The 24,774-nt window shown below is 64.3% G+C and carries 21 protein-coding genes and 1 tRNA gene; 16 read left to right on the top strand and 6 right to left on the bottom strand.

The features are described 5' to 3' along the window. The first annotated feature begins 27 nt into the window (after window positions 1-27). Window positions 28-270, top strand: a complete 243-nt coding sequence (locus tag ACVILL_RS32480) for a PilZ domain-containing protein (RefSeq protein WP_456732778.1) — start codon at window positions 28-30, stop codon at window positions 268-270. Window positions 271-356: 86 nt separating this feature from the next. Here ACVILL_RS32480 and ACVILL_RS32475 read toward each other — a convergent pair whose 3' ends face one another. Both ACVILL_RS32475 and ACVILL_RS32470 read right to left on the bottom strand, forming a co-directional pair. Further along, entirely contained in the window at window positions 357-1,151 is a 795-nt protein-coding gene (locus tag ACVILL_RS32475) for an adenylate/guanylate cyclase domain-containing protein (RefSeq protein ID WP_456732777.1), read from the bottom strand. An 87-nt stretch (window positions 1,152-1,238) separates the two neighbouring features. After that, window positions 1,239-2,288, bottom strand: coding sequence for a carbon-nitrogen hydrolase family protein (locus ACVILL_RS32470; protein WP_456732776.1), 1,050 nt, complete (start codon window positions 2,286-2,288; stop codon window positions 1,239-1,241). A 160-nt stretch (window positions 2,289-2,448) separates the two neighbouring features. Here ACVILL_RS32470 and ACVILL_RS32465 point away from each other — a divergent pair, with 160 nt between their 5' ends. From ACVILL_RS32465 to ACVILL_RS32455, 3 genes are all read left to right on the top strand, one after another. Continuing rightward, entirely contained in the window at window positions 2,449-3,399 is a 951-nt protein-coding gene (locus ACVILL_RS32465; protein ID WP_456732775.1) for a LysR family transcriptional regulator, read from the top strand. A 78-nt stretch (window positions 3,400-3,477) separates the two neighbouring features. Continuing rightward, a complete protein-coding gene (locus ACVILL_RS32460) occupies window positions 3,478-3,780 on the top strand; it encodes a DUF485 domain-containing protein (protein WP_456732774.1) in 303 nt (100 codons plus the stop codon). Window positions 3,781-3,795: 15 nt separating this feature from the next. Further along, window positions 3,796-5,379: a solute symporter family protein gene (locus ACVILL_RS32455; protein ID WP_456732773.1), complete on the top strand. Its 1,584-nt coding sequence runs from the start codon at window positions 3,796-3,798 to the stop codon at window positions 5,377-5,379. 214 nt (window positions 5,380-5,593) lie between these two features. Here the strand turns inward: ACVILL_RS32455 and glmU are convergent, their stop codons facing one another. After that, entirely contained in the window at window positions 5,594-6,952 is a 1,359-nt protein-coding gene (gene glmU / locus ACVILL_RS32450) for a bifunctional UDP-N-acetylglucosamine diphosphorylase/glucosamine-1-phosphate N-acetyltransferase GlmU (RefSeq protein ID WP_456732772.1), read from the bottom strand. Window positions 6,953-7,136: 184 nt separating this feature from the next. On the opposite strand from glmU, the gene ACVILL_RS32445 reads away from it, so the two are divergent. Both ACVILL_RS32445 and ACVILL_RS32440 read left to right on the top strand, forming a co-directional pair. Then, window positions 7,137-8,525, top strand: a complete 1,389-nt coding sequence (locus ACVILL_RS32445) for a hypothetical protein (RefSeq protein WP_456732771.1) — start codon at window positions 7,137-7,139, stop codon at window positions 8,523-8,525. A 96-nt stretch (window positions 8,526-8,621) separates the two neighbouring features. After that, the gene (locus tag ACVILL_RS32440) at window positions 8,622-9,002 is read left to right on the top strand and encodes a hypothetical protein (protein WP_456732770.1); all 381 of its coding nucleotides are present in this window, start codon (window positions 8,622-8,624) and stop codon (window positions 9,000-9,002) included. On the opposite strand, the gene ACVILL_RS32435 is transcribed toward ACVILL_RS32440, so the two are convergent. After that, window positions 8,962-10,590: a glycoside hydrolase family 17 protein gene (locus ACVILL_RS32435; RefSeq protein WP_456732769.1), complete on the bottom strand. Its 1,629-nt coding sequence runs from the start codon at window positions 10,588-10,590 to the stop codon at window positions 8,962-8,964. The two genes, ACVILL_RS32440 and ACVILL_RS32435, sit on opposite strands and share 41 nt — an antisense overlap. A 246-nt stretch (window positions 10,591-10,836) precedes the next feature. Between ACVILL_RS32435 and ACVILL_RS32430 the strand changes: the two genes are divergently transcribed. The 4 genes from ACVILL_RS32430 to ACVILL_RS32415 all read left to right on the top strand — a co-directional run bounded on the left by ACVILL_RS32430 (window position 10,837) and on the right by ACVILL_RS32415 (window position 16,081). Beyond that, on the top strand, window positions 10,837-11,448 hold the full coding sequence (locus ACVILL_RS32430; RefSeq protein WP_456732768.1) for a beta-1-3, beta-1-6-glucan biosynthesis protein: 612 nt from the start codon (window positions 10,837-10,839) through the stop codon (window positions 11,446-11,448). A 193-nt stretch (window positions 11,449-11,641) separates the two neighbouring features. Next, window positions 11,642-14,494 carry a glycosyltransferase gene (locus ACVILL_RS32425; protein ID WP_456732767.1) on the top strand — a complete coding sequence of 951 codons (2,853 nt, stop codon included), beginning with the start codon at window positions 11,642-11,644 and terminating at the stop codon, window positions 14,492-14,494. A gap of 181 nt (window positions 14,495-14,675) precedes the next feature. Further along, a tRNA-Lys gene (locus ACVILL_RS32420) sits at window positions 14,676-14,751 on the top strand. A gap of 1,198 nt (window positions 14,752-15,949) precedes the next feature. Next, complete coding sequence (locus ACVILL_RS32415; RefSeq protein WP_456732766.1) at window positions 15,950-16,081, top strand: hypothetical protein; 132 nt, start codon at window positions 15,950-15,952, stop codon at window positions 16,079-16,081. Window positions 16,082-16,339: 258 nt separating this feature from the next. On the opposite strand, the gene ACVILL_RS32410 is transcribed toward ACVILL_RS32415, so the two are convergent. Beyond that, window positions 16,340-16,525: a hypothetical protein gene (locus ACVILL_RS32410; protein ID WP_456732765.1), complete on the bottom strand. Its 186-nt coding sequence runs from the start codon at window positions 16,523-16,525 to the stop codon at window positions 16,340-16,342. 320 nt (window positions 16,526-16,845) lie between these two features. Continuing rightward, window positions 16,846-17,094, bottom strand: coding sequence for a hypothetical protein (locus ACVILL_RS32405; RefSeq protein ID WP_456732764.1), 249 nt, complete (start codon window positions 17,092-17,094; stop codon window positions 16,846-16,848). A gap of 498 nt (window positions 17,095-17,592) precedes the next feature. Between ACVILL_RS32405 and ACVILL_RS32400 the strand changes: the two genes are divergently transcribed. From ACVILL_RS32400 to ACVILL_RS32375, 6 genes are all read left to right on the top strand, one after another. Then, complete coding sequence (locus tag ACVILL_RS32400; protein WP_456732763.1) at window positions 17,593-18,252, top strand: GDSL-type esterase/lipase family protein; 660 nt, start codon at window positions 17,593-17,595, stop codon at window positions 18,250-18,252. 563 nt (window positions 18,253-18,815) lie between these two features. Further along, a complete protein-coding gene (istA, locus tag ACVILL_RS32395; RefSeq protein WP_456727940.1) occupies window positions 18,816-20,330 on the top strand; it encodes an IS21 family transposase in 1,515 nt (504 codons plus the stop codon). Beyond that, window positions 20,327-21,139, top strand: coding sequence for an IS21-like element helper ATPase IstB (gene istB, locus ACVILL_RS32390; RefSeq protein ID WP_456727939.1), 813 nt, complete (start codon window positions 20,327-20,329; stop codon window positions 21,137-21,139). Before istA (ACVILL_RS32395) ends, istB (ACVILL_RS32390) begins: the two co-directional genes overlap by 4 nt. Before the next feature lie 115 nt (window positions 21,140-21,254). Next, complete coding sequence (gene istA / locus ACVILL_RS32385) at window positions 21,255-22,739, top strand: IS21 family transposase (protein WP_456734416.1); 1,485 nt, start codon at window positions 21,255-21,257, stop codon at window positions 22,737-22,739. A gap of 14 nt (window positions 22,740-22,753) precedes the next feature. Further along, window positions 22,754-23,515 (top strand): IS21-like element helper ATPase IstB, encoded by a 762-nt coding sequence (gene istB, locus ACVILL_RS32380; protein ID WP_456727991.1) that lies wholly within the window; start codon window positions 22,754-22,756, stop codon window positions 23,513-23,515. Between the two features lie 955 nt (window positions 23,516-24,470). Continuing rightward, window positions 24,471-24,671, top strand: coding sequence for a hypothetical protein (locus tag ACVILL_RS32375; protein WP_456732762.1), 201 nt, complete (start codon window positions 24,471-24,473; stop codon window positions 24,669-24,671). The last annotated feature ends 103 nt before the right edge of the window (window positions 24,672-24,774 follow it).

Genomic DNA, 24,774 nt, shown 5'->3' with positions numbered 1-24,774 from the left:
ACGGCTGGTTAATCGGGGCTAACCAATTTGGCACGAGTACGTCACCCCGACCGACGCCATTGGCCTCCGGCAGCGCAGCGCTTCAACACCGGCCATTCCACCATCGACTGCACGGTGCGCGGCCAGTCGCGCGACACCGCGACGATCGAGGTGATTTCGACCTCGGGCATTCCGGACCACTTCAAGCTTGCCATCGCAGCGGACGCGCTATCTCGGGTGTGCCGGATCACCGCGAAGGCCGACAACCGGATCGAGGTCGCCTTCACCTGAGCGTAATCTCCGATCGCCATTCCGGAGCTCGCGCCAAGAGGCGCGCGCCGGAATGGCGAGAGGACAGCTCGCGTCGCACCAGCGCCCTAATTCTCGACCCGGTAGAGCCGCCATCGCTCCGGCACGCCTCTGAGCTGATGCGCGCCGCGATCGCTGAAGCGGATTTCGGTCTCCGACATCAGATCCTTGACCGCACTCGAGACCAGGACTTCCCCGGCACGCGCTTTCGCGGCGACGCGGGCGCCGATGTGAAACGCAAGACCGATGACCTCGGCCCCGCTCACCTTGTACTCGCCAGCATGCAGCCCCACCCTGATCTCCAGCCCGAGCGTGCGCACGGCCTTGACGATCGCGGTCGCGCAACGGACCCCGGCCACCGGTTTGCCGAACGTCGCCAGCACGCCGTCCCCCGTCGTCACGACTTCCTTTCCGCGCAACGCCTTCAGCTCGCGGCGGACGGCTGCGTAATAGTGATTCATCACTGTCGCCCAGCGCGAGTCGCCGAGCCGCGCGGCCTTTTCGGTGGATCGGACGATGTCGACATAGAGGATGGTGGCGAGCGCCTGCTTGAGCTCCGAGCCCCGAGCGGCGGTTCGACGCCGGTTCGCGATATTTCCAACCAGCGGCTCATAGCGATGGCTGCGTCGCCGCGCGATGGCGGCCTTGGTATAGACCTGGGCGCGCTGCACCGTGCGGCAGCGGACGGTTTTTTCCTGCGGCGGGAACGTCCAGTAGACTTTTCGCCCCGCTCCAGCGCCCTGAACCTCCACGGCGCCCCATTTCAGGAAGACCGTCGAGCCAGTCCGTCGTATGCACCATGCCTTGGACGTGTATCCGGAGACGTTCGACTGATGGACTCCGATGCGAAGGAATTTGGGCATGAGCGTCCGGCCGAGAGCGCTTGGGGTCCTAGCTCCGGTGAAGCGTAGTCAGACATTCGCGCGTTGGCAACAGGACGCCTTTGCGGGCTAACCGATCGCCTGCCCGTTCGATCCAGCGTCGCTATCGACGGCCAGGATCGCCTGCGCTTCCGCTATCGGCTGTCGCTCATCGTGAAATCGCGCAGGGGTCAGCCGGCTGCGATCGACCGTCAGGCCAAAGATGTCGAAGCGGTTGTAGTAGCCGACCACGTCGTGAAATTGCTTCGGCTCGACGCATCGATTGAGATCGATCTCCGCGTAGGCGATCCCCTCCCGGTCCTGCAATTCATCACCGAAGACGACCCCGGTCGGATCGACGAAGAAGCTTGCCGCACGCGGCGTCCGGTCGATCACGTCGGCGATCGTTCGATCGCGCTCAATGAGGAAGGCACGCATCGGCTCGTCCATGTAGCCGGCGGTGACGATCCCGAATACCTTGGCTTCGAAGCAGTGGGCGCTGGCCCGGATGCGATTGGCGGCGACGTTGTCGAAATTGCCGCCGCCGGCCGGGCGCCTTGTCGGCCACATCGGCGGCCAGCTCGAGATGTGCACCTGTTCGCCCTGCGCCATCAGCGCGAAGCGGGCCAACGGGTTGGTGTTCTCGCCGCAAATCAACCCGCCGATGCGGCCCTGCCGCGTCTCCGCGACGACGAGGCCCGCACCATCCCCCGACGACCACACCAGCTTCTCATAGAAGGTCGGAACCAGCTTGCGGTGATGGACCAGGATTTCGCCGGTCTCGCCGATCAACAGGTTCGAGTTCCAGAGCCCTCCGACGCTGACGGCCGAGCGCTCGCTGATCCCGATCGAAACGGTGACGCCGAGGGCGCGCGCCTCGGCGCAAAGCCGCGCCACTTCCGGTCCGTCCACCAGCACGGATTGCTCGGCCATGCGCACGAACAGGTCGTGATTGTCGATCGGCGGCCACAGTGCGGCCCAGACCGGAAACGCAGGAATATAGGTCTCCGGAAACGCGATCAGCTCGGCGCCGGCCCTGGCCGCCTCGCGGATGATGGCGATCGCCTTCTCGGTGGTGGCCCGGCTGTCGAGGAAGACGGGCGCGGCGTGGACGGCAGCGGCCTTGAAACGAGGGAGCATGTCGAAAATCCCGGCTAGGACTGGGGGAGCGAAGCGGTATCATCCCTGCCTTCGCGGCATGCATGGGAATTGTCGCAAGGCCGGTTGCGAGGGATCGGAGCCACCGCGTGTTGGAATGGGAATTGCTTTGCTGACAAGGGCAGCAATCCGGAGGCAGGTCATGTTCGATACCATCAACTGGGACGATCTTCGGGTATTCCTCTGCGCCGCTCGCGCCGGGAATCTCAGCCAGACGGCGAAGCGGCTGCGGCTCGACCATTCCACCGTCAGCCGGCGTATCGCCCAGATGGAGGCGTCGCTCGGGATCGCGGTGTTCGAGCGCCACCGCACCGGGCTCAAGCTCAATGAAGTCGGCGAACGGTTGCTGCGTCATGCCGAGCGGGTCGAGAGCGCGGTGATCGCCATTCGCGAGGAGGCCAGCGCCAGCGACACCCAGGAGCTGGTCGGGACCGTGCGGCTCGCCACCATGGAGGGGATCGCCTCGCTCTATCTGGCGCAACGCTTTGCCAATCTGCGGCGCACCGCGCCGCAACTCTCCGTCGAGCTCGTCACGTCCGCCCAGACGGTCTACGTCCATAAGCGCGAGGCCGATCTGTTCGTGTCGTTCTTCCGGCCACCCGGGCCGGGCCTGATCTCGGAGCGCATCGGCAAGTTTCGGCTGGGGCTATTCGCGAGCCAGGACTATCTCGACAATCACGGCATGCCCAAAACCCTGCGCGACCTCGGCGATCATTGGTTCGTCTCCTATATCGAGGACCTGGTGCAGGTCGATTCGGTGCGCTGGCTCGCCGACGTCATCGAGGAACCGAAGATCGCCTTCCACTCCAACAGCATGATCGCACAGATGAATGCCGCGGCAGGCGGCCTCGGCATCGTGATGCTGCCGAGCTTTGCCACCAGGGACCGCCCCGACCTGATCCCCGTGCTGCCCGCCCTCGCCGGCACCGTTCGCGAGGTCTGGCTCAACGTCCACAGCGACCTGCAATTTGCCCCACGCATCCGCGCCGTCCGCGCCTTTCTGAAAAATACCCTGAAGCAGGACCCCGACATGCGGGTCACGCTGGCCGATGCCCTGCCGCAGCCGCGCACGGCAGATTGCAAAAATCCATAATTCCCTTCCGGCCGAGCCCGGCTGAAGCTCGTCCGATTGGCGCAAGGCAGAGCGCGCTGAAACTTTGAGGGGGCCGATATGAACGTGGTTATTCGCGGCAATGCCGATCCGGCGCCGAGCGGCGTCGCATTGGCCGAAAAACTGGCCAAGGAGCGGCTGACAGTCGCGCTCATTCTCAGCGCTGCGATGATCGTGATCTATTTCGGTTTCATGGGGCTTTTCGCGTTCGACAAGCCGCTGCTCGGAACCATGCTGATGCCGGGCCTGTCGCTTTGCATCGTGCTCGGCCCGCTCGTCATCATCTCCTCCTTCGTGCTCTGCCTGGTCTACGTGCTGTGGGCAAACCGGGTGTTCGATGCCGGCGTTCGCAAGCTTCGCTGAAGGGACAGGGCAAAAATGGGCAGCAGCGCGCTTTCGATCGGGTTCTTCTTTGCCTTCATGGCGTTGACGCTGGCGATCACCTATTGGGCCGCGCGGCGCACGCGCACCACCGAGCACTTCTTTGCTGCCGGCGGGCAGGTCACGGCGTGGCAGAACGGTTGGGCGCTGGCGGGAGACTTCCTGAGCGCCGCTGCCCTGCTCGGCATTGCCGGCATCGTCACCTCGAACGGTTTCGACGGCATGATCTATTCGATCGGGTGGCTGGTCGGCTGGCCGATCATCCTGTTCCTGATCGTCGAGCCGTTGCGTAACGTCGGCCGCTTCACCTTCGCCGACGTCGTGGCCTATCGCCTGCGCCAGCGCCCGGTGCGCCTTGCCGGCGCCGTCGGAACGCTTGCCGTCATCCTGTTCTACCTGATCGCCCAGATGGTCGCGACGGGATCGCTGATCAAGCTGCTGTTCGGCCTGCCCTATACCTGGTCGGTCGTCGTGGTCGGCAGCGTGATGCTGGTCTACGTCCTGTTCGGCGGCATGCTGGCGACGACCTGGGTGCAGGTGGTGAAGGCTGCGCTGCTGATGGGCGGCGGCATCCTGCTCGCCTTCCTGGTGTTGACCCATTTCGACATGAACCCGCTGAAGCTGTTCGCCGCGGCGTCCGAGAAATACGGCACCAAGGTGCTGCAGCCGGGATCGAAGGTGGTCTCGGGCCAATGGGACGCCATCTCGCTCGGGCTCGGCCTGATGTTCGGGACCGCCGCGATGCCGCATGTGCTGATGCGCGCCTATACGGTGAAGGATGCCAAGGCCGCCCGGCTGTCGATCCTCTATGCCACCGGCCTGATCGGCGTCTTCCATCTCATGGTCTTCATCATCGGCTTCGGCGCCATGGTGCTGGTCGGCGCCGACGCGGTGGCCAAGGCCGGAGGCGGCGGCAACATGGCCGCGCCCCTGCTCGCGCTCGCCGTCGGCGGCAACGCCTTCTTCGGCTTCATCTGCGCGGTCGCGTTCGCGACCATGCTCGCCGTCGTCGCCGGGCTGACGCTGTCAGGCGTCGCCACGCTCTGTCATGACGTCTGGACCAACGTGATCCGGAACGGCACCGCTTCGGAGGCCGAGCAGCTCAAGGTCGCGCGGGTCGCGACCGTCATGATCTCCATCTTCGCCATCATTCTTGGCATCGCGTTCGAAGGCCAGAACGTCGCCTTCATGGCGGGACTTGCGTTCTCGATCGCCTGCGCCGCGAATTTTCCCTCGCTCGTGCTCGCCATCACCTGGCGCCACTTCACGACGCCCGCGGCCGTAGCGAGCATCCTCGTCGGCACGCTGAGCTCGCTGGTGCTGATCTATCTGTCGCCGACCATCCAGGTCGACATTCTCGGCAAGCAGCTCTCCGCGATCGAGCACCAATGGTGGTTCGTGTCGCTGCGCAATCCTGCGATCATCAGCATGCCGCTATCCTTTGCGGTCGCGATCCTGGTCTCGCTGGTCACGCGGGAGAAGAACGCAAATCTCGCCTTTGACGAGATGCAGCGGCGCATCCTGCTCGGACCGGTCCAGCCGAGCAGCAACGAGCCCGGCCGGGCAAGGAGTGCGGCCTGAACCGCGTCGTGCAGGACGGCTGCCCTAACGCAAGCCTCGGAAAATGTGCCGCGAGAAAGCGGGCGTGTGACTCACGAGCCGCGCCACCCACTCAGTGTCGTCCTGGCGCCAGGACGACGATTGGAGAGATCGCGGGCTCGCACCGATTGCCGTCATGTTGATGAGACCACGAAGCGGTCGTCTCCGAGCACAGGTTGGCCGGCTCGCTCCCGCGCTACTTCCCCTTCGCCGCCTTCTCTTTCGTCTTCGCCGCGCGATAGCGCGCGGCGCCGCCCTCACGGATCGATTGTTCACTACGCTCAATGGCCATCGCGTCGTCGGGGACGTTCCTGGTGATGACGGAGCCCGAGCCGATATAGGCGCCCTTGCCGATCGTCACCGGCGCTACCAACGACGAATTGGTGCCGACGAAGGCGCCCTCGCCGATCAGCGTCTTGTGCTTGAGGAAGCCGTCATAGTTGCAGGTGATGGTGCCGGCGCCGAGGTTGGAATTGGCGCCGACATGGGCGTCGCCGACATAGGACAGATGGTTGACCTTGACGCCGGCCTCGAGCACGGCGGCCTTGGTCTCGACGAAATTGCCGATCCGCGCGCCGTCGCCGAGCGAGGTGCCGGGCCGCAGCCGCGCATAGGGACCGACCGACACCTTCTTGCCGATGCTGGCCTCGACGATGTGCGAGAAGGAATGGATCACGGCGCCGTCGTCGATCGAAACGCCCGGACCGATCACCACGAACGGCTCGATCGTGACGTCCTTGCCGAATGTGGTGTCGGCGGCGAGATAGACCGTCTCCGGTGCGATCAGGGTCACGCCGGCCTCGAGCGCAGCCTTGCGCAGCCGCGCCTGCATCACGGCCTCCGCCTCGGCGAGCTGCGCCTTGGTGTTGATGCCGCGCACTTCGTCTTCGCTGGTTTCGATCACGACGGCCTCCAGTCCGAGTTCCCTGACGATGCCCACGGCATCGGTCAGATAATATTCGCCCTTGGCGTTGGCGTTGCCGATCTTCTCGATGATCGCGAGCGCCTTGCTGCCGTCGAACGCCATCACCCCGGCATTGCACAGCGTGATCTTGCGCTCCTCCGCACTGGCGTCGGCCTGCTCGCGGATCGCGACCAGCTTGCCGTTCTCGACCACCAGCCGGCCGTAGCCGGTCGGGTCGGCGGCGTGGAAGCCGAGCACCGCAAGCGCGGCGCCGTCGCGCAGCGGTGCCCGCATGCGGGCAAAGGTCTCCGCCGAGATCAGCGGCGTGTCGCCGAACGCGATCAGCAGGTCGTCGGCGCCGCGGGCGATCGCCTCGCGCGCGGCCAGCACCGCATGCGCCGTGCCGAGCCGCTCGCGCTGCACGAAGGTCTGCGCATCGGGCCGCACTCGGCGTGCCTCGGCGGCGACCGCCTCATGGTCCGGGCCGATCACGACCGCAAGCTGCGATCCCGCACCGGAGGCGGCGGCGTTGAGCACATGCGACAGCAGCGGCTGTCCAGCCACGGGATGCAGCACCTTCGGCAGCGACGAGCGCATCCGCGTGCCCTCGCCGGCCGCAAGCACCACTGTCAGGCTGGTTCGCGCAGTCATTCGAAATCCCCGGTGTCTCGCGCAGGTCGCTGCGCAAACTTTGTCTTGGACGCCGTCTTTAATTGTTTTCCCCGGCAGAAGAAACCGATTCGCCCCCGTGGCGCTCCGGATTCAAGTTCCCGATCCATTTCCTGTTAATCTTTGCCTCGTGATTCGGCGGGCCTTGAGGAGGGCCAAGCGGGCTTTGGCCAAAGATCGCGACAATCTGGCGGCGGATTTGGACACCGAGAGCACCACCGGCTTTTTGGCCGAGGAGGATGCTTTCGATCGCCGCATGCTGTGGCGGCTCGGGTCGTGGGGCGTGGCCGCGGTCGGCGCCGTCACCATTGCCGTGATGGCCAACCAGTCGGCGTTGACGCTGCGCCGCGACCAGGTCGCCGCGTCGGATCTTGCGCGCCAGGCCCAGCAGTTGCAGACGCTGGCGAAGGAGAGCCACAACGAGACGCGCCGGCTGGCCTCCGCGATCGATACGCTCAACGGCGACCGCGACCGGCTGTATTCGCGCGTCACCACGCTGGAGCAAGGGCTCGACTCCGTGACCGGCGCGATCGCCCGGCAACCGGCAGCGGCGGTGTCCTCCTCGGCCGCAGCACAAGGCGCGCCGGCCGCGACGGCCAATGCGTCGCCGGCGCCCCCGGCCCTTGCCGTCGCGGCTGTCGCGACGATGCCGCCTGCCGCATTGGACAAGCCGGCGGCAACTGACAAGGGACCCGCGTCCGCCGACAGCAAGCCACCTGCACCGGTCGAGAAGCCGGTTGCCTCGGCCGAAAAGCCCGCGGCGGCCGACAAGAAACCGGCACCCGCCGCGATCCGGCAGCAGGCCGCCGCGGAGAAGCCGCCAGCCTCCGACAACGCGCCACCGGCTGCCGCCTCCACTCCATCCGTCGCCAGCCCGATGAGCGCTGCGGCCGCGGCCAATGCCGAGGATGCACAAGCGGCCGCGCCGGTGCCGGTCGCGGACAAGCCCCCGGCCGAGAAGCCGCTCGTGGCATCGCTCGATCCCGCGACGAACAAGCCGGCCGGACCGGCCAAGCCGCCGGTCGCCAACGATGTGAGCGCCGCCCCGATCCCGCCGCTGGTGATCACGTCCGACCCGGATTCCGGCATCGACGACGATGCCGGCGCGCCGAAGGCGCAGATCCAGCGCACCGAGTTCGGCGTCGATCTCGGCACCGCGAATTCGGTCAATGGACTACGCGCGCTGTGGCGCGGCCTCCTGAAATCCAAGGCCAACGCGCCGCTGGCCGCGCTGCGGCCGATCATCGTGATCAAGGAAAACGGCAACGGGCTCGGCATGCAGCTGCGGCTGGTGGCCGGACCGCTGAACGACGCCGGCACCGCCGCCAAGATCTGCGCCGGCCTCAGCCTGGTGCAGCGGACCTGCGAGACTGCGATCTATGATGGCCAGCGGCTGGCCCTGAACGAGCCGCCCGCGGGAGCCAAGCCGGCTTTGCCGCACCGGCGCGCCGTGCCGAAGCGCACCGTCGCCCCGCCGCCGCAACCGCCTGTCGCCGAGGAAAAGAAGCCCGAGCCGACCACGATCTCCTCGATGTTCCGGCGGAATAGCCAATAATCATGCCGGGCGAAGGGATTGCGGCCAAATTCTCAACCGATTTCGCTGCTTTGACCGCGCCTTGTCCCAGACCCCGTTCCCGACCATAGTGCCGCGATGACAAAACCTCCGTTCCGCCTCTCCCCATACCAAGTCCAGTTCCTGCTGGTCGTGGGCTTCGTTACCGTCGGCTACGCGCTCTACGTGCGCTATCTGGCCATCGAGTTCTCGCCCGTTGCGCTGGCGTGCGATGCCGGCACGCAGACCATGATCTGCAAGGCACGTTCGCTGTCGACGGTGCTGTTCAAGAACTCGGTGTTCGGCATCACGGCGCTGGTGATCGCGGTGTTGAACCTGATGCGGCCCTCGATCGTGCTGCTCACCGGCGGGCTGATCGCCGCCGGGCTCGGGATCGTGCTCTACAACGTGGTGCTGTCGGGGCTCGCGATCGGGCTGTTCATCCTGGGTTTTGCGCGGCCCGCGCCCGCCACAGCGTAGCTGCCAACAGCAGGTATATCGCGCAGGTCCAGTTCGACTGCCAGTTGATCGTGCCCTCGTTGTAGATCGTGTAGGCGGCTGCGATCGCCAGAAGGCCGGCGAACACGGATTCCGCGAGCGGCCGGATCCCTTCCTTCGGACGGTTGAGCATGGTCAGCAGCGCGAACGGCACGACGGCCATGGTCAGCGAGGCGTAGGGGAAATCGCGGTAGCGCGGATCGAAGGCGAAGCCGAGCGCGGTTTCGGCCGCGATCACGGTGGTGATGGCCAGCACGATCGCCAGCACCGCACCAAACATGCCCTTGCCGCGGTAGTCGCGCGGCCCGACCAGTTCCAGGAAGGTCGGCAGCGAGCGCCCGGCGATCAACGCGTGGGCGGCCAGCAGGGGCGCGGCGATCCCGGCCGCGAGCAGCGCGCCCCAATGCAGCCAGCCGCTGACGCCGTAGCTCTCATAATACATTTTGTCGCCGGCGATCCCGAGCAGCGCGCCCGCCGTCGTCGCCGAAATGCCGACCGCGATCCAGGCCGACGGCCGCGGCGTCCAGGGCCGGCGCCGCAGCGTCAGCCAGGCCACGACGAAGGTGGCAACCGACAGCGCCATGCCGCCCGCCATCTGCGGCTTCCAGTCCGGATAGTTGGTGATCGCAACGCCCGGCGGATACTTCACCTGTCGCCTGACCGAATCGAACAGGCCCCAATTGCCGCCGACGGTGCCCTCGAGCCTGCGCTTCCAGGGCTGGTCATAGGCCTCGATCAGGTTGACGCGAAAACCTTCGCGCTTGGCGAGGTCGAGGATCTCGGAGACCACTCGCGCCTGGTTGGTGCGCGACGGCAAGGCACCCTCCCGCATCCGCCCTGCGCTCGGCCAGCCGGTCTCGCCGATCAGGATCTCCTTGCCGGGGAACGTCACCGCCATCCGCTTGCGGATGTCGTCAACATGCGCGGCGGCGTATTTCGCCTTGATCGGCACGTCCTCCCAATACGGCAGGATGTGAATGGTGACGAAATCGACCGCGTCATAGATCTCGCGGTTCTTCAGCCAGTATTCCCAGACGTCGGCATAGGTCACCGGGAGATTGCCCGCCGCCGCCTTCACCGCGCGGATGTTGCCGGCCAGATCGGTGGCCGTCATCTCGCCGCGCAGCAGCACCTCGTTGCCGACGATCAGCGAGGTGACCACACCCGGATATTCCTTGGCGAGCCGCACCGCGATCGCGATCTGCTGCAGGTTCTTGAAGCGGTTGCTGCTGAGCCAGATGCCCTGCATCACCTTCAAGCCGACCTTGGCCGCGACGCCGGGGACCTGGTCGAGGCCGTTCTCGATCGAATAGGTGCGCACGCAATCGGTGACCTTGGCGAGATCGGTGAGATCCTGCTCGATCTGCTCGACCGGGACTTGCGTGCTGGGATCCAGCGGGGTCTGTTCGCCGCGGAACGGGGTGTAGGACACGCATTGCAGCTTTGCGGCCGGATCGATCGGCGCACGCGGAAGCGTAATCGGCGTGGCGAGCCACCACCACACGGATGCAATCACGGCGAGCGAGATCAGGAGAAGCGCCAGCGGCGTACGAAGCGAAATCGGTTCCATCCTCCGGGGGACCGTCGAATTAGCCGGTCACAGCCCGTCTGCCAAGTGTAGGATTAGGTCAATACCATGGTTGTCCGGCGACAGTTTTGCGCTGGATTGATAAAGTTGTGAGTTTGCTGGACAAAATACCAAATTCCAGTCATCTGACTCCGCCAGAGTCTCCGCCGCACTGGAGACCTATTTGGACGGCATCACGCGAGCCGTTAGGATGATCCCGCGGGGGCATGGAACATTATCGGGGAATACATGCGTCGACGGCTGCTTGAGTTGAAGAACACTGCTTTGCGTCATTTTGCCGTAACGGGCCTTGTCGCTGGCCTTGCGCTCCTGAACGGGGCCGGTGGCGCTTTCGCCCAGAGCGGCACGCCCAATCCGCCCGACCAGGCCAAACAGCAGCCCGGACAACCTGACGCCAATGCCAATGCGCTGCGCGAGGCCAACCAGCGCAAGGTCGAGGAATTCGTCGAGGCCCAGCAGGCCATCAATGGTCCCGCCGGCAACCCGGAATGCGTCTGGCTCGGCCGCCGCGTGGTCCGCCTGATGTGGAACGACGACCTCGATACCGCGTTCCGCCATCTCGACCTGTATGACCGGTTCGGCTGCCCCGGCGGTCATGTCCAGGCCACGTTCCGCTGCCTGACCCGGTTCGGCGCCCAGATCGACGACAAGGTGCGCGGCAGTCTCGACGGCCGTATCCACGCCTGCTGGATCAATCCGGGCGCCCAGCCGCAGGCCGCGGCAGCCGCCGCCGGGCCGACCCCGGCGCCGACGACGGCGGGCAATGCTGCGCCTGCGCCGGCAGCGTCGCCCTCGCCTGCCCCGAGCCCGTCGGCGACCCCGGCACCGGCGTCGAAATAGCCGCGTCGCGCGATCGGGGCCGGCCGCGAATTTTTTCGCGGCTGGAACGGCTTGCGCCCTTAAAACGCCATCGCGGCATACCAGTTGTTAAATCGTATGGCGGAGATATCTTTCCGTCCGCCGACGTGTTGGTCGAACCCAGGGGACGGGTTCGCTTAGTCCTCAATCTCAGGCCCCGTATGGTTTAACCGCGATGCGCGCCGTCGTCGCCGTCCTGTTGCTTGTCACCGCCGCTCACGCCGCACTGTGGGGTCTCTTCCAGGAGAAGCAGTCGGCGCCGGATTTCCGCGGCACGCTGCCGAGCCTGTCCTACGCCCCCTTCGAGCCAGGGCACACCGTCGCCGACCTTGCTGCCGACACCGAGAAGGTGCGCGCCGATCTGAGGAAGCTGTCAACGCTTACAAAAGCGGTCCGCCTCTATTCGTCGACCGAGGGCAACGAACTGGTGCCGCCGGTCGCCGCCGAGTTCGGCATGAAGGTCACGGTCGGCGCGTGGATCGACAAGGACGCCAACCGCAACAACCGCGAGATCGACGCCGCGATCAACCTCGCCAAGCGCAACAGCAACGTCATCGGCATCGTGGTCGGCAACGAAACCGTATTCCGCGGCGAGCAGGTCCCGCTGGAAAACCTCGGCGCGGTTCCGGAGATCGGCGTGCCGCCGGAGGAATCCGAGCGGATCCTGCGCGAGGAAGCGCAGCGCCTGCACGACGCCGAAATGGTGACGGACAACGAAAATGGCAGCAGCGGCCTGAGCAAGCGTGCCGAGGCGATCAAATGGGCGATCGCCGAGAACAACGTGCACCGCCTGATCAAGGTGATCCAGCGCGTCAAGAAGTCGGTCAACGTTCCCGTCACCACAGGTGAAATCTGGAACATCTGGCGCGACCATCCGCAGCTCGCCAATTCGGCCGACTTCATCGCCGCGCACGTGCTGCCCTACTGGGAAAACTTCACCGACAAGCAGGCGGTGGATCAGGCGGTCGACCGCTACAACCTGTTGCGCGACTCCTTCCCCGGCAAGCGCATCCTGATCGCCGAATTCGGCTGGCCGAGCCAGGGCTACAATCTGCGCAGCGCCGTGCCCGGTCCGTTCCAGCAGGCCACGGTGCTGCGCAACTTCGTCACCCGCGCCGAAGCCATCGGCATGGACTACAACATCGTCGAAGCGATCGATCAGCCCTGGAAGTTCAATGAAGGCGGCGTCGGTCCCTACTGGGGCATCCTCAATGCCGACCGCGAGGCGAAGTTCGCCTGGACCGGTCCGGTCACCGATCCGAACTACTGGAGGATCGCGCTGGTCGCGGTCCTGGTCGGGCTCTTCATGTCGCTGCCGATCCTGCGGCTGGACCAGCCGACCGTGATGCAGGCGCTGCTGCTCTCGGCCGCGGCGAATGGCGTCGGTGCCTGGGTCGCGACCGTGTTCTCGTACTGGACCACGCACTATTTCGTCTGGGGCTCCGCCTTCGCGCTCAGCCTCGGCCTGGTGCTGCTGGTTCCGCTGGTGCTGATCGCGATGGCGCGGATCGAGGAGATCGCGGCGGTGGCGTTCGGCCGCGGCCCGCGCCGGCTGATCGGCAGGAGCGCGCCGCTGGCGCCGGCCACGATCGGCGAGAACGTGAAGTTTCCGAAGGTCTCGATCCACATCCCGGCCTATTACGAGCCGGTCGAGATGCTGAAGCAGACGCTCGATGCGGTGTCGCGGCTCGACTATCCGAATTTCGAATGCGTCTGCATCATCAACAACACGCCCGATCCCGACTTCTGGCGGCCGATCCAGGATCACTGCCGGCTGCTCGGCGAGCGCTTCAAGTTCATCAATGCCGAGAAGGTGCAGGGCTTCAAGGCCGGCGCGCTGCGGATCGCGATGGACCGGACCGCGGCGGATGCCGAGATCATCGGCATTATCGACGCCGACTATGTCGTGCATCCGGACTGGCTGAAGGACCTCGTGCCGGCGTTCGCCGATCCGCGCGTCGGCCTGGTGCAGGCGCCGCAGGAGCATCGCGACGGCGACCGCTCGCTGATGCACTACATCATGAACGGCGAGTATGCCGGCTTCTTCGACATCGGCATGGTCCAGCGCAACGAGTTCAACGCCATCATCGTGCACGGCACGATGTGCCTGATCCGCCGCGCCGCGATGGACAAGGCCGGCGGCTGGTCCAGCGACACGATCTGCGAGGACACCGATCTCGGCCTCTCGATCCAGCAGCAAGGCTGGCTCACGCACTACACCAATGTGCGTTACGGCGAAGGCCTGCTGCCCGACACCTACGAGGCCTTCAAGAAGCAGCGGCATCGCTGGGCCTATGGCGGCTTCCAGATCGTCAAGAAGCACTGGCGGCGCTTCCTGCCGGGCGCGAGCCGGCTGACGCCCGATCAGCGCCGTGAATTCTCGCTCGGCTGGCTCAACTGGCTGGGCGCCGAAAGCCTCGGCGTCGTGGTCGCGATTCTCAACCTGATCTGGGTCCCGATCGTCGCCTTCGCCGACATCGCGATCCCCGACAAGATTCTGACGCTGCCGATCATCGCCTCCTTCATCGTTTCGCTGGTGCATTTTGTCGCGCTCTACCGGCTGCGCGTGAACATCAAGGCCGGCCAGATGCTGGGGGCCATGATCGCGGCGATGAGCGTGCAGTGGACGGTGTCGCGCGCGGTGGCGCAGGGCCTGATTACCGAGCATCTCGCGTTCGCCCGCACCTCGAAGGGCGGCCTGTCGCGGATGTCGATCGAATTCCAGGCGTTCTGGGAAGCCGTGATCGGCGTGCTGCTGCTGATCGGCGCCGTCGTGCTTGTCGTGACCAACGGCTACAAGCAGGTGCGGGAGATCTACATCTTCGCGGGCGTGCTGGTGTTGCAGAGCCTGCCGTTCCTGGCCGCGGTCTCCATCGCGATCCTGGAGAATTCGCGGATCAACGAGTTCTCCTTCTGGCGCAACAGCGCGATCCGCACCGCGGAACTGATCGGGTTGCGCCCGGTCAGCCTGCCCTCGGTCGCCGCCCCGTCGCAGCCGGTCGGCTCGGAAATCCGCCACGACAGCTGAACCTACTTCAAGAGGCGGCCCTAACCATAGGTGCCGGAACAGCAAATCCGGCGCGAGCGGTACACAATTGACCGCCCCTCGGCTATTGACCCGATGGGCCCTGCCCCCTACACAGCGCGGACTGCAGCACGAACCGGGTGCGGGCAACCCGCCGACGTCCGGATCCGTTGTTCAGGTGAGTGAGCGCGTAGCTCAGGCGGTAGAGCACGTGACTTTTAATCATGGGGTCGAGGGTTCGAGTCCCTCCGCGCTCACCAAATAATTCCACCCGGCCGCTGACCAGGTCAACGAACCGGCGGGTTGTAGCGATCCCAGATGACGGTTCTCGAGACACCCTGCGTCGATCGCGGGATGGCGTCGTCGAACTTGTGATAGTGGTCGAGCTGCTGCTGCTCATTGCGCAGCTGCGGCGCCTGGGCAGACGGGTAAGGACTATTCGTACCGTTCCAATGGTCAGATCCCGACACGACACAACCCCGTCTTGGTTCAGATACGGGCTGGTTAGCATCGTTGCGCTTGTATCTCTGTATCGTCGCCGCAACAGCGCCGGCAAACCGCGCAAATATGAGCACACGGATTGTTTCCGCGGTTCTTCGTGCGTGAACGGTGCTCTAACCTTTGCTTCCGTGACGATACTGCAAAATGCGATGCCGGGAGCCAGCACATGAAACCTGCCTGGGCAGTCGCAGTTTGGCTTGCGCCTTGCGTGCTTGCCGCAACCGCCAATGCGCAAAGCTGCCTCACGGGCCCCACCAAAACGAAGGACGGCACGTTGCAGACGTGGACTGTCGTCAATCGCTGCGGCGCACCGGTAACACTGCGCTATTTGCTCAGAGGTCCCCTGGGCAAAGAGCCAAAAAGCGCAATCGTCTCCGCCTGCAGCAGACAGCAGATTCTTCAGACCTTCGAGACAGATCAGATCGATTTTCTAGACACGGCGTACGGTCCAGGCTGGGAGAAGATTTGCCCATCGTTGGACGATGAGGCGCGCCCCAAGAAGCGACCCGAGAAATCAACCAACGACACAGATCAGATCCCGTTTCCATCCATTAGCCCTCCGCCCTTGGCGGGTCCCAAGCCAATAGGTCCTGCGGGAGGAAAGCCGATTCCCAAAGGATAGCCAGGGCGCTGGTTGCTCGGTGTGCCTCCACGACCCGCAGTCACAATCTGGATGCGCCCGCGGCTGTTGAATCAATCGGGCATGCTTTGCGCCGCGGCCAGCACAGCGGCCGGATCAGCGTCGACCGAAGTCCATGCTGTAACGGCCTGCCGCACGGGCGGCACAGACCTGTGCATTTCAGGCGGTGTTGGGAATTCCAGTGCCCTGGTTCACAAATGAACTGCCGTCCAGCGTGTATTTTGCAGACAGGCAACCGGACCAATCGGGAGGTATCGTTGAGGCATGCAGCGCCCCTACAGGCCAGGTTCGTCGTTCGGCGAGGAAGCATCGACTGGATGGTCTATGATCGAGCACTCAAAGGGCCGGCACAGGTGAAAAAAGACGGCAATTTCGCCGAGAAGCTGACGAAGGAACAGGCCGAACACATCAAGCAGGCATTGACGGACGCCCTCAAGCCCGGGCCGTGATCAGGTATCACGGGTCCGAATACCCCGATTGGGGGGACACAAACCGTCAACAGACGAGACCTGTGTTACCTCGTAAGGTATATGAACAGAGTTGGGCAAAGCGAACGAGGCGCGGCAAAAAGGCGGCGCATCGGTGGAGCAAGTTAGGCCATCGCGAAATTGGTCTTTGATCACCGGACGTTTGCCCAAGCTCCTGTCAGCCGAACGATCCGGGAACAGCTCAAAGGCAGAGCCGCAATGGCCGTCCGAGACCTGCGTCTAGCGCTTCAGCCGGGCGATCCGCCTGTAATCGATCCACAACTCAATGAACTCGTGTGCATCCAGATAATCCTCAGCTCGACGCTTCTCTTCTTCGTCGTCGTAGCAACGAAATTCGTAGGTTGCGCGCGCGACGCCTGCAGGATCGACGCCGAATGCCACGTAAGGTTTGGGTCCTTCAATCATTTTGTCCTCATGACCTAATGTAGTCAGATTGAGAGGAAACCGGCGTCGAACGTTTCCCTTTGCAAATAAATGAAGAGGCCGCCGGCCGCCGACAGCGGCCTCTCGGACCCGATTAAAAATGAACGTCTTGGAAATGAAATCGCCGCCGCAGGTCCGTCGTTCTTAAACGATGAATCTGTAGGTCCGTGAAGTCCAAAACAGCTCATCCACAGTGGGAACTGTTGTGACGTTGCGAGCCCGACACACTTTCGGTCGCCGTGAGAGCTTGGCGACGGCGTCGCCGACGCAAGTAGCCGGTCAAGCTGGGCTTCCCTGCCCAGCTATCGCCGACCGAACAACGTGTCAGGTGCACCTGGCGGCCGGGAGACCGAGAGCGCATCGGCCTGCCCAAGAAGGGTATCCGTCAGCGATTGCCTGACATGTTCGGCCTGTTCTTTCGTCAGTCTCTCGGCGAAGCGGCCATTCTTTTTCAGCTGCGCTGGCCCCTTCAGTTCCCGATCATAAACCATCCAGTCGGTGCTTCCTCGCCGAACGAGGAACCTGGCTTGTAGCGGCGCTGCGTAGCTCATTGATTCTCCTACATTGGCAGATGCAATTCACTAGTTGGCTCCCGGAAGATACAGGCTAAGCCTGACAACTATCTGACGGTAAGCCGGCAGCAAAATACGCACTCAAAAGAACCAGCCCGCTTCCGGAGTTGGTGTTGGAAGTGGTGGGCGTGTAGCGTTCGCCCCGTTGCGGGTCTTATCCAAAGTCTGCCTTCGCGAGGCAATGCGAAATTGTTCTGTTGGTGAATCCGCACGGGTCTTCCGATCATGCCGTTAACCAGAAAACCCATCCAGGTTCCGCTGAAGCCCATCCCCAAAGGGCACGAAGCTCCGGCTTGCCGAGTCCTTGAGCTGCTCGAACTGATGCGATGATTGGGCCGGCCCGCATCCTTTGTGGTGACACCCGGCATGGCTTGTTGCCGGCCTTGCTTCATTCACCCTAAGATCGCGGCGCCTGTGTGTGTCAGGCCAACTACCTTTGCAATGACTTCCGACCAGATCAGTGGAGCAGCCTGCGCGATGAGCCCTATCGGCATGGTTGAACATCTAAGTGGTGGAGCTGGCAGCGACTGGCCAAATCTCGGTCAATACCGAGACAGCAATGCTGCGATAGCAGCACCACTTCGCGCGGTGTTCATCGGAGATTCCCTGACCGAGGCATGGCCTCGCATCGATCCCGAGTTGTTCTCAAACGGGATAGTTGGACGTGGCATCGCCGGCCAGACGTCGCCTCAGATACTGCTGCGTTTTATGGCAGACGTCGTCGCACTCAGGCCGAAGGTGGTTCACATTCTGTGCGGCTGCAATGACATCGCCGGCAATACCGGACCAACAACCTTCCGCGACTATCAGAACAACGTGCTGGCGATGCTGACACTCGCCGATGCGCACGACCTCCGCGTTATCCTGGGCAACTATGCCGATTACGACCAGTTTGCATGGGCGCCAGAAATAGATCCAAAACCTTGGATCCGGCGCATGAATGCCTGGATCGAGGATACCGCGAGAATGCGGGGGTACGTCTTCGCCGACTATCGAGCCGCACTTGGAGAGATCGACGACGCTGGAAAGGCGGCGATCATGCCAGATGGTGTCCATCCCAATGTCGCGGGTTATGCCTTGATGCGGCCCATCGCGCTCCGCGCACTTGAGCTGGCCTTCGAACGGACGGGTGCATAGCGGAGAACAAAGCGCCCGTTCTTCTTCTACTCAGCCATTTCTTGTTCGCTATTCTCGACAGAACGCCGCCTGCGCATTCTCGCAATCAGACCAAGCAACACCAGCGCTACTGCGTAATCCGAAGCAAGCCGGCCACTGATTCCGACGCAACCCGGCCACCGATTCCGACGGAAGTCGGCCACCGATTCCGATCGAAGCCGGCCACCCTGTTGAGACCGGCCTGACGCTCTCGAAGACGGCGATCGAATCGCGGACCAGCCCCCCTTTGCGGCCGAGCAAGGGGAGGTCTGATGCCCGCCGAGAGAGCGCCGATGCGGAAGGTTCGAGAAGTTTTGAGACTGCGGCACGCCCTTGGCGTGAGCGAGCGTGCGGCGCGGCAATCAGGATGGAAGTGGAGCGTCAATCAGGATGAGAGAGCTTCGCCGGGCTCGTGACGCAGGGAGGGCGTAGCCCGACCTGAGTTACGAGCCCGGCGACGGCGCGATCCACAGGGGACCGCGCCGTCTGGTGATCGCGGCCGGCTGGTTATGCAAGTGGTTCTTCCGCCAAGAGGAATCACTCGCGTGCCCGGCCGACACATCAATGATCACCAGATGAGGCTCTACATGAAGTACCGTCAGACCGATAGCCCGCCAGGGGCCGCTGCCAAGGCGTCGTTCAGTCCGTCAACCGCGTATCGGATCGAGAAGGATCCCCGCCTGCCATCGCAGAAGAAGGGTGAGCGCGGCCGTCGCCGGCCGGACCCGTTGGCCGATGTGTTTGAGACAGAGGTGGTGCCAATGCTCAAGGCCGCCCCCGGCGTGCGGCCGGTTGCGATCTTCGAGGAGATGTTGCGGCGCCATCCTGAGCTCGGAGCTGGAATCCGCCGCACGCTGGAGCGCCGGATCCGCGCCTGGCGGGCGATCCACGGCGAGGAGCAGGAGGTCATCTTCCGCCAGACCCACGAACCGGGCCAGGTCGGCCTGTCCGACTTCACCGACATGGGCGAGCTTGGGGTCACCATCGCTGGCGTGCCGCTCGATCATCGCCTCTATCACTTCCGGTTGGCCTATTGCGGGTTTGAGCACGCCCATGTCGTGCTTGGTGGCGAGAGCTTCGTCGCTTTGGCCGAAGGGCTGCAGAATGCCCTGTGGTCGCTCGGTGGGGCACCGCGGGAGCATCGGACCGACAGCCTGTCGGCCGCCTTCTGCAATCTCGATCGCAATGCGAGGGACGATCTGACCCGGCGGTACGAGGACCTCTGCGCCCATTACGGCATGCGGCCTTCCCGCAACAATCGCGGCATCGCCCACGAGAACGGGGCGATCGAGAGCTCGCATGGCCATCTCAAGCGGACGATCGCCGATGCGCTGCTGTTGCGCGGCACTGCCGACTTCGATGATCTCGCCGCCTACCGCGGCTTCATCGACGAGATCGTCAGCCGCCGCAATGCCCGCAACGCCAAGCGGATCGACCACGAGCGCGCCACCCTGCAGGCGTTGCCAGATCGCCGCACCTCGGACTACGAGGAGGTGATTGTCCGCGTGACGTCAAGCGGCGGCTTCACCTTGCGCAAGGTGTTCTACACCGTGCCGTCACGCCTGATCGGCCACCAGCTGCGGGTGCGCCTTTACGATGATCGTCTCGACGTGTTCGTCGGCGGCACTCATCTCGTCACCCTGCCGCGTGGGCGGCCGCATCCCAACGGCAAGCACGACCAGGTCGTCGATTATCGGCACGTGATCCATTCCTTGCGGCGCAAGCCGATGGCGCTGCTCAATCTGGTCTACCGTGATCGGCTGTTCCCGCGCGAGGCCTATCGTCGAACCTTCGACTCCTTGCGCGAACGGCTGCCGGACAAGAAAGCCTGCCGGCTCATGGTCGATCTGCTCGCGCTGGCGCATGAGCGCGGTTGCGAGGCCGACCTCGCCGGTCAGCTCGCGGCTGACCTTAACGCTGGCCAACTGCCCGACCTCGGACGGCTGCGCGCCCACTTCGCGCCCGATCCTGCCTGCGTGCCGCAGGTCATGGTGCAGCTTGCCCCGCTCGCCAGCTATGAGTGCCTCATCGGCGCCGGCCAGATCGGAGACGCCGCATGAACACGGCCAACACAGTCGACACTGGGCGCCTCAATCTGTTGCTCAACGAGCTGCGGCTACCCGCCATCAAGGTGCTATGGCCACAGTTCGCCGAACAGTCCGACAAGGAAGGTTGGCCGGCGGCCCGCTTCCTCGCCACCATCGCCGAGCATGAGATCGCCGAACGCGGCCGCCGTCGCGTCGAGCGCCATCTCGTCGAGGCGCGGCTGCCCGCCGGAAAGACCTTCGACAACTTCGACTTCGAGGCCGTGCCGATGATCTCCAAGGCGCAGGTGACTGCGCTCGCCGCCGGCGACAGCTGGTTGGGCAAAGGTGCCAATCTGCTCCTGTTCGGCCCGCCCGGCGGCGGAAAGAGCCACTTGGCGGCAGCCATCGGTCTCGCCCTGATCGAGAACGGATGGCGCGTCCTCTTCACCCGCACCACCGATCTCGTCCAGAAGCTCCAGGTGGCGCGGCGCGAGCTCAACCTCGAGGCCGCCATCAATCGTCTCGATCGCTTCGATCTCATGATCCTTGACGACCTCGCATACGTCACCAAGGATCAGGCCGAGACCAGCGTGCTGTTCGAGCTCATCAGCGCACGCTACGAGCGGCGTTCAATGCTGATCACTGCCAATCAGCCATTTGGCGAATGGAACAGGGTCTTCCCGGACCCCGCCATGACCCTCGCCGCCATCGATCGCCTCGTCCACCATGCCACCATCGTCGAGATGAACGTCGAGAGCTATCGCAGGCGCACCGCGCTCGAACGAAAGCGCGGTCCAGGACGGCCGCCTTCGCACGCGACACCCAAAACTGTCGCTGATTGACGCTCCGCGACAATCAGAGTTCAACAAAACTCTTGCGCGCGACAATCATCGCGGCAATCATCACCACGCCGCGACACCGACTCGCCATCCTGATCGTCGCGCGCTTCCCACCCAGATTGTCGCGCTATACGAGCGGCAGATCGCCGTCACCGTCGGCATCAGCCGATCGACGGTTGGCGAGTATCTGCGGCGGGCTGCCGTGATCGGCATCACCTGGCCGGTGCCGGAAGGGATGGACGACGGCGAGCTCGAGCGCCGGCTGTTCACGCCGCCGACATTCGAGGAGAAGCCGGCGCGGCCGTTGCCCGACTGGACGGCGGTGCACCGGGAGCTGAAGCGGCGCAGCGTGACGCTGCTCTTGCTGTGGGAGGAATATCGCGCGGAGCACGCGGACGGCTATGGCTACAGCCGGTTCTGCGATCTCTACCGGAAATGGAGCGAGACGATCTCGCCGACCATGCGGCAGGCGCATGGGCCTGGAGAGAAGCTGTTCGTCGACTTCGCGGGCGACACGGTGCCGGTGTTCGACGCCGCTACCGGCGCGCAGCGGCTGGCCCATGTCTTTGTCGCCGTGCTGGGAGCATCCAACTACACCTTTGCCGAGGCGCGCTGGTCGGAGGGGTTGGCTGACTGGATTGCGGTGCACGTCAATGCTTTGCGGGCGATCGGCGGCGTGCCGAAGGCGATCGTCTGCGACAATCTGAAATCCGGCGTCACCGCCACCTGTCGCTATGAGCCGGGCATCAACCGCACCTACCAGGAGCTGGCCCAGCATTACGGCACCGCGATCCTGCCCACGCGTCCGCGCAAGCCGCGCGACAAGGCGAAGGTGGAAGTGGCGGTGCAAATCGTCCAGCGGTTTGTGCTGGCGAGGCTGCGGAACCAGCGCTTCTTCTCGCTTGACGAACTCAACGCGGCAATCCGCGAGGCGATCGCCGACCTCAACGCCAAGATCATGCGCAAGCTCGGCGTGAGCCGCAATGAGCTGTTCGCGCAGATCGACAAGCCGGCGCTCAAAGCCCTACCGCCGATGCCGTATCAGTATGCCGAGTGGAAGAAGTGCCGGGTCGCGCCCGACTATCACGTCGAGCTCGCCGGTCACTACTACTCGGTGCCCTCACGTCTGATCCGCGAAGAGCTCGAGGCGCGCATAACCGACAGGACGATCGAGATCCTGCACAAGGGCATCCGGGTGGCCAGCCACGCCCGCTCTGACGTGCCCCATCGCCACACCACGATCCCGGAGCACATGCCGAGCGCGCACCGGCGCTATGCCGAATGGACGCCGGCGCGGATCAAACGAGAAGCCGCCAAGATCGGCCCCGCCACGATCGCTCTCGTCGAGGCGATCATGAGAGCCAAGCCACACCCCGAGCAGGGCTTCCGGGCTTGTCTCGGCATTCTGCGGCTCGCACGCAGCTACGGCTCGGCCCGCATCGAGGCCGCCTGCCAGCGCGGCAACGACATCGGCGCGACCACCTACGGCTCGATCAAGTCGATCCTGCAGCACGGGCTCGATCGCGCCTACGCGAATGAACAGCCGCCGGACGGGCCACCAATCCGACACGGCAACATCCGCGGCACCGATTACTACCACTGAAGAAAGGAGAGACGATGTTGACACATCCCACTCACGAGCGCCTCGTCGCGCTCGGGCTCAATGGCATGGCGAAGGCCCTCGACGAACAGCAACGACAGCCTGACATCGCCGCGCTGGCCTTCGAGGAGCGCCTCGCGCTGCTCGTCGACCGCGAGGCGACCGAGCGCGAGAACAAGCGCCTGGTCGCCCGGTTGCGGTTCGCAAGCCTCCGGCAAAACGCCGTCGTCGAGGATATCGACATGAAGGCGCCGCGCGGACTCGACAAGCCGCTGTTCCAAAAGCTCGTCGCCGGCGAGTGGATCGACCGGCATCAAAACCTGCTCATCATCGGCCCGACCGGCGTCGGCAAGAGCTGGATTGCTTGCGCCTTGGGCCACAAGGCCTGCCGGGACAACCGCTCCGTGCTCTATCAACGGCTGCCGCGGCTGTTTGAGGCGCTCGCCCTCGCGCGGGGCGACGGCCGCCATGCTCGCCTCCTCAGGACCCTGGCGCGCGTGGAACTCCTGATCCTTGACGACTGGGGGCTTGCCTCGATGACGGCCGAGCAACAACGCGACCTGCTGGAGATGATGGAGGATCGCCATGGCCGCGGCTCAACCGTGGTGACAAGCCAGCTCCCGGTCGAGCATTGGCATGAACTCATCGGCAACCCAACCATTGCCGACGCCATCCTCGATCGCCTCGTGCACAACGCCCACAGGCTCACCCTCAAGGGCGAGAGCCTGCGCAAAGCCGCCGCCAAGCGTCAGACGCTTGACGACGAGGCCGCCAACTGACCTGATGACGACGTCGTCGCGAGAGCCCGCCTCGGCAGGCGGCCGGGATCATCGGAATCCCCGGCCGGCTTCCATCGGTACAGGCGGCCGGCTTCGCTCGGAATCCACGGCCGACTTCATCGGAATGCGCAAGCGCTACCCCCGCAGCGATCATGATAGCGGCAGCGACCGTTTCCCAATCCGAGATTAGTGCTCTCACTCGTTTGCTCGCCGCTCACCCTTGACCGTCATCATCCTCAAGCGGACTTCACCGAACACTTCCGCAATACATTCGGCCTAGCGCGGGCGAGCCCCAGCTCAGGGGGTGAGCTGGGGCTGCCGGGGCTATGGAGGCTGTAGCGGCCAGCCTCGCGGCTATGACGCTACGACGACTTCCCGAGATTCAGCCACCAGAAAACGCAATTGCTGCGGCGCCCTACCACTTATGCGTCAAACGAGTGCGTCCTTGACGACAATTTCTAGCTCTTAGCGGCGGCCTCATAGCTCATCTGAACCATGTCAGCTGGCACAAGACGTATGACGCAAGCGGGCTAGGCTTTTGAGGCTCCGAGGACCTGGATCATGTCGCTGACGCAAGAAAGCTAAGGCCTGATAGGTCTTCTCAACGAAGCCGCCAGCCCGCGTTGGCGTTCGCACCGAGACCGACTTCGGCCCGGTTCCTTCGACGGAATGCCGGACCGTCTCACCTGCTGCCGGCATGCCGTTTCCATTCGAGCGTCGCGCGAACCGGGAATTCTGGATTCTCGCCGTTGACCTCGAATTCATCTCCGCATCGAGCGCACCACGGACCGCGCGCGCCAAGCGTGGTGCGATGTCCGAAACCGATCGGCCGCACGGGCGGCACAGACCTTGCTGTTTAGCTGATACGGGGAGTTCCAGTGTCCCACTTCAGGAATAAACCGTTGCCCGGTGTGTATTCCAGAGACGGGCAAGCGAACCAAATTGGGAGGTATCGTTGACCCACACAGCGCCTCTACAGGCCAGGTTCGTCGTTCGGAAGGGAACCATCGACTGGATGGTCTATGATCGAGAACTCAAGGGGCCGGCACAGTTGAAAAAGGATGGCCGTTTCGCCGAGAAGCTGACGAAGGAACAGGCCGAACAGGTAAAGCAGGTGCTGACGGACGCCTTGGAGTCCAGGCCGTGCCCCAAGTAGAACCAACTCGAAAAGGCCGAGGGAACATACCGTCAACAGATGACCCCAGTGTTACCTCGTAAGGTATATGAACAGAGTTGGGCAAGACGAACGGGGCGTGGCA

It is taken from the genome of Bradyrhizobium sp. USDA 3364 (genome assembly GCF_054056355.1).
This window is presented reverse-complemented; position numbering and strand designations above follow the sequence as displayed.

What these genes read in the sequence shown, in the direction of transcription:
- ACVILL_RS32470 (WP_456732776.1), bottom strand. Translation starts at nt 2,288, where the DNA reads ATGCTCCCTCGTTTCAAGGCCGCTGCCGTCCACGCCGCGCCCGTCTTC.
- ACVILL_RS32475 (WP_456732777.1), bottom strand. Translation starts at nt 1,151, where the DNA reads ATGCCCAAATTCCTTCGCATCGGAGTCCATCAGTCGAACGTCTCCGGA.
- istB (WP_456727939.1), top strand. Translation starts at nt 20,327, where the DNA reads ATGAACACGGCCAACACAGTCGACACTGGGCGCCTCAATCTGTTGCTC.
- ACVILL_RS32405 (WP_456732764.1), bottom strand. Translation starts at nt 17,094, where the DNA reads ATGAGCTACGCAGCGCCGCTACAAGCCAGGTTCCTCGTTCGGCGAGGA.
- ACVILL_RS32425 (WP_456732767.1), top strand. Translation starts at nt 11,642, where the DNA reads ATGCGCGCCGTCGTCGCCGTCCTGTTGCTTGTCACCGCCGCTCACGCC.
- ACVILL_RS32430 (WP_456732768.1), top strand. Translation starts at nt 10,837, where the DNA reads ATGCGTCGACGGCTGCTTGAGTTGAAGAACACTGCTTTGCGTCATTTT.
- ACVILL_RS32465 (WP_456732775.1), top strand. Translation starts at nt 2,449, where the DNA reads ATGTTCGATACCATCAACTGGGACGATCTTCGGGTATTCCTCTGCGCC.
- ACVILL_RS32415 (WP_456732766.1), top strand. Translation starts at nt 15,950, where the DNA reads ATGGTCTATGATCGAGCACTCAAAGGGCCGGCACAGGTGAAAAAAGAC.
- ACVILL_RS32410 (WP_456732765.1), bottom strand. Translation starts at nt 16,525, where the DNA reads ATGATTGAAGGACCCAAACCTTACGTGGCATTCGGCGTCGATCCTGCA.
- istB (WP_456727991.1), top strand. Translation starts at nt 22,754, where the DNA reads ATGTTGACACATCCCACTCACGAGCGCCTCGTCGCGCTCGGGCTCAAT.
- glmU (WP_456732772.1), bottom strand. Translation starts at nt 6,952, where the DNA reads ATGACTGCGCGAACCAGCCTGACAGTGGTGCTTGCGGCCGGCGAGGGC.
- ACVILL_RS32400 (WP_456732763.1), top strand. Translation starts at nt 17,593, where the DNA reads ATGAGCCCTATCGGCATGGTTGAACATCTAAGTGGTGGAGCTGGCAGC.
- ACVILL_RS32435 (WP_456732769.1), bottom strand. Translation starts at nt 10,590, where the DNA reads ATGGAACCGATTTCGCTTCGTACGCCGCTGGCGCTTCTCCTGATCTCG.
- ACVILL_RS32460 (WP_456732774.1), top strand. Translation starts at nt 3,478, where the DNA reads ATGAACGTGGTTATTCGCGGCAATGCCGATCCGGCGCCGAGCGGCGTC.
- ACVILL_RS32455 (WP_456732773.1), top strand. Translation starts at nt 3,796, where the DNA reads ATGGGCAGCAGCGCGCTTTCGATCGGGTTCTTCTTTGCCTTCATGGCG.
- ACVILL_RS32440 (WP_456732770.1), top strand. Translation starts at nt 8,622, where the DNA reads ATGACAAAACCTCCGTTCCGCCTCTCCCCATACCAAGTCCAGTTCCTG.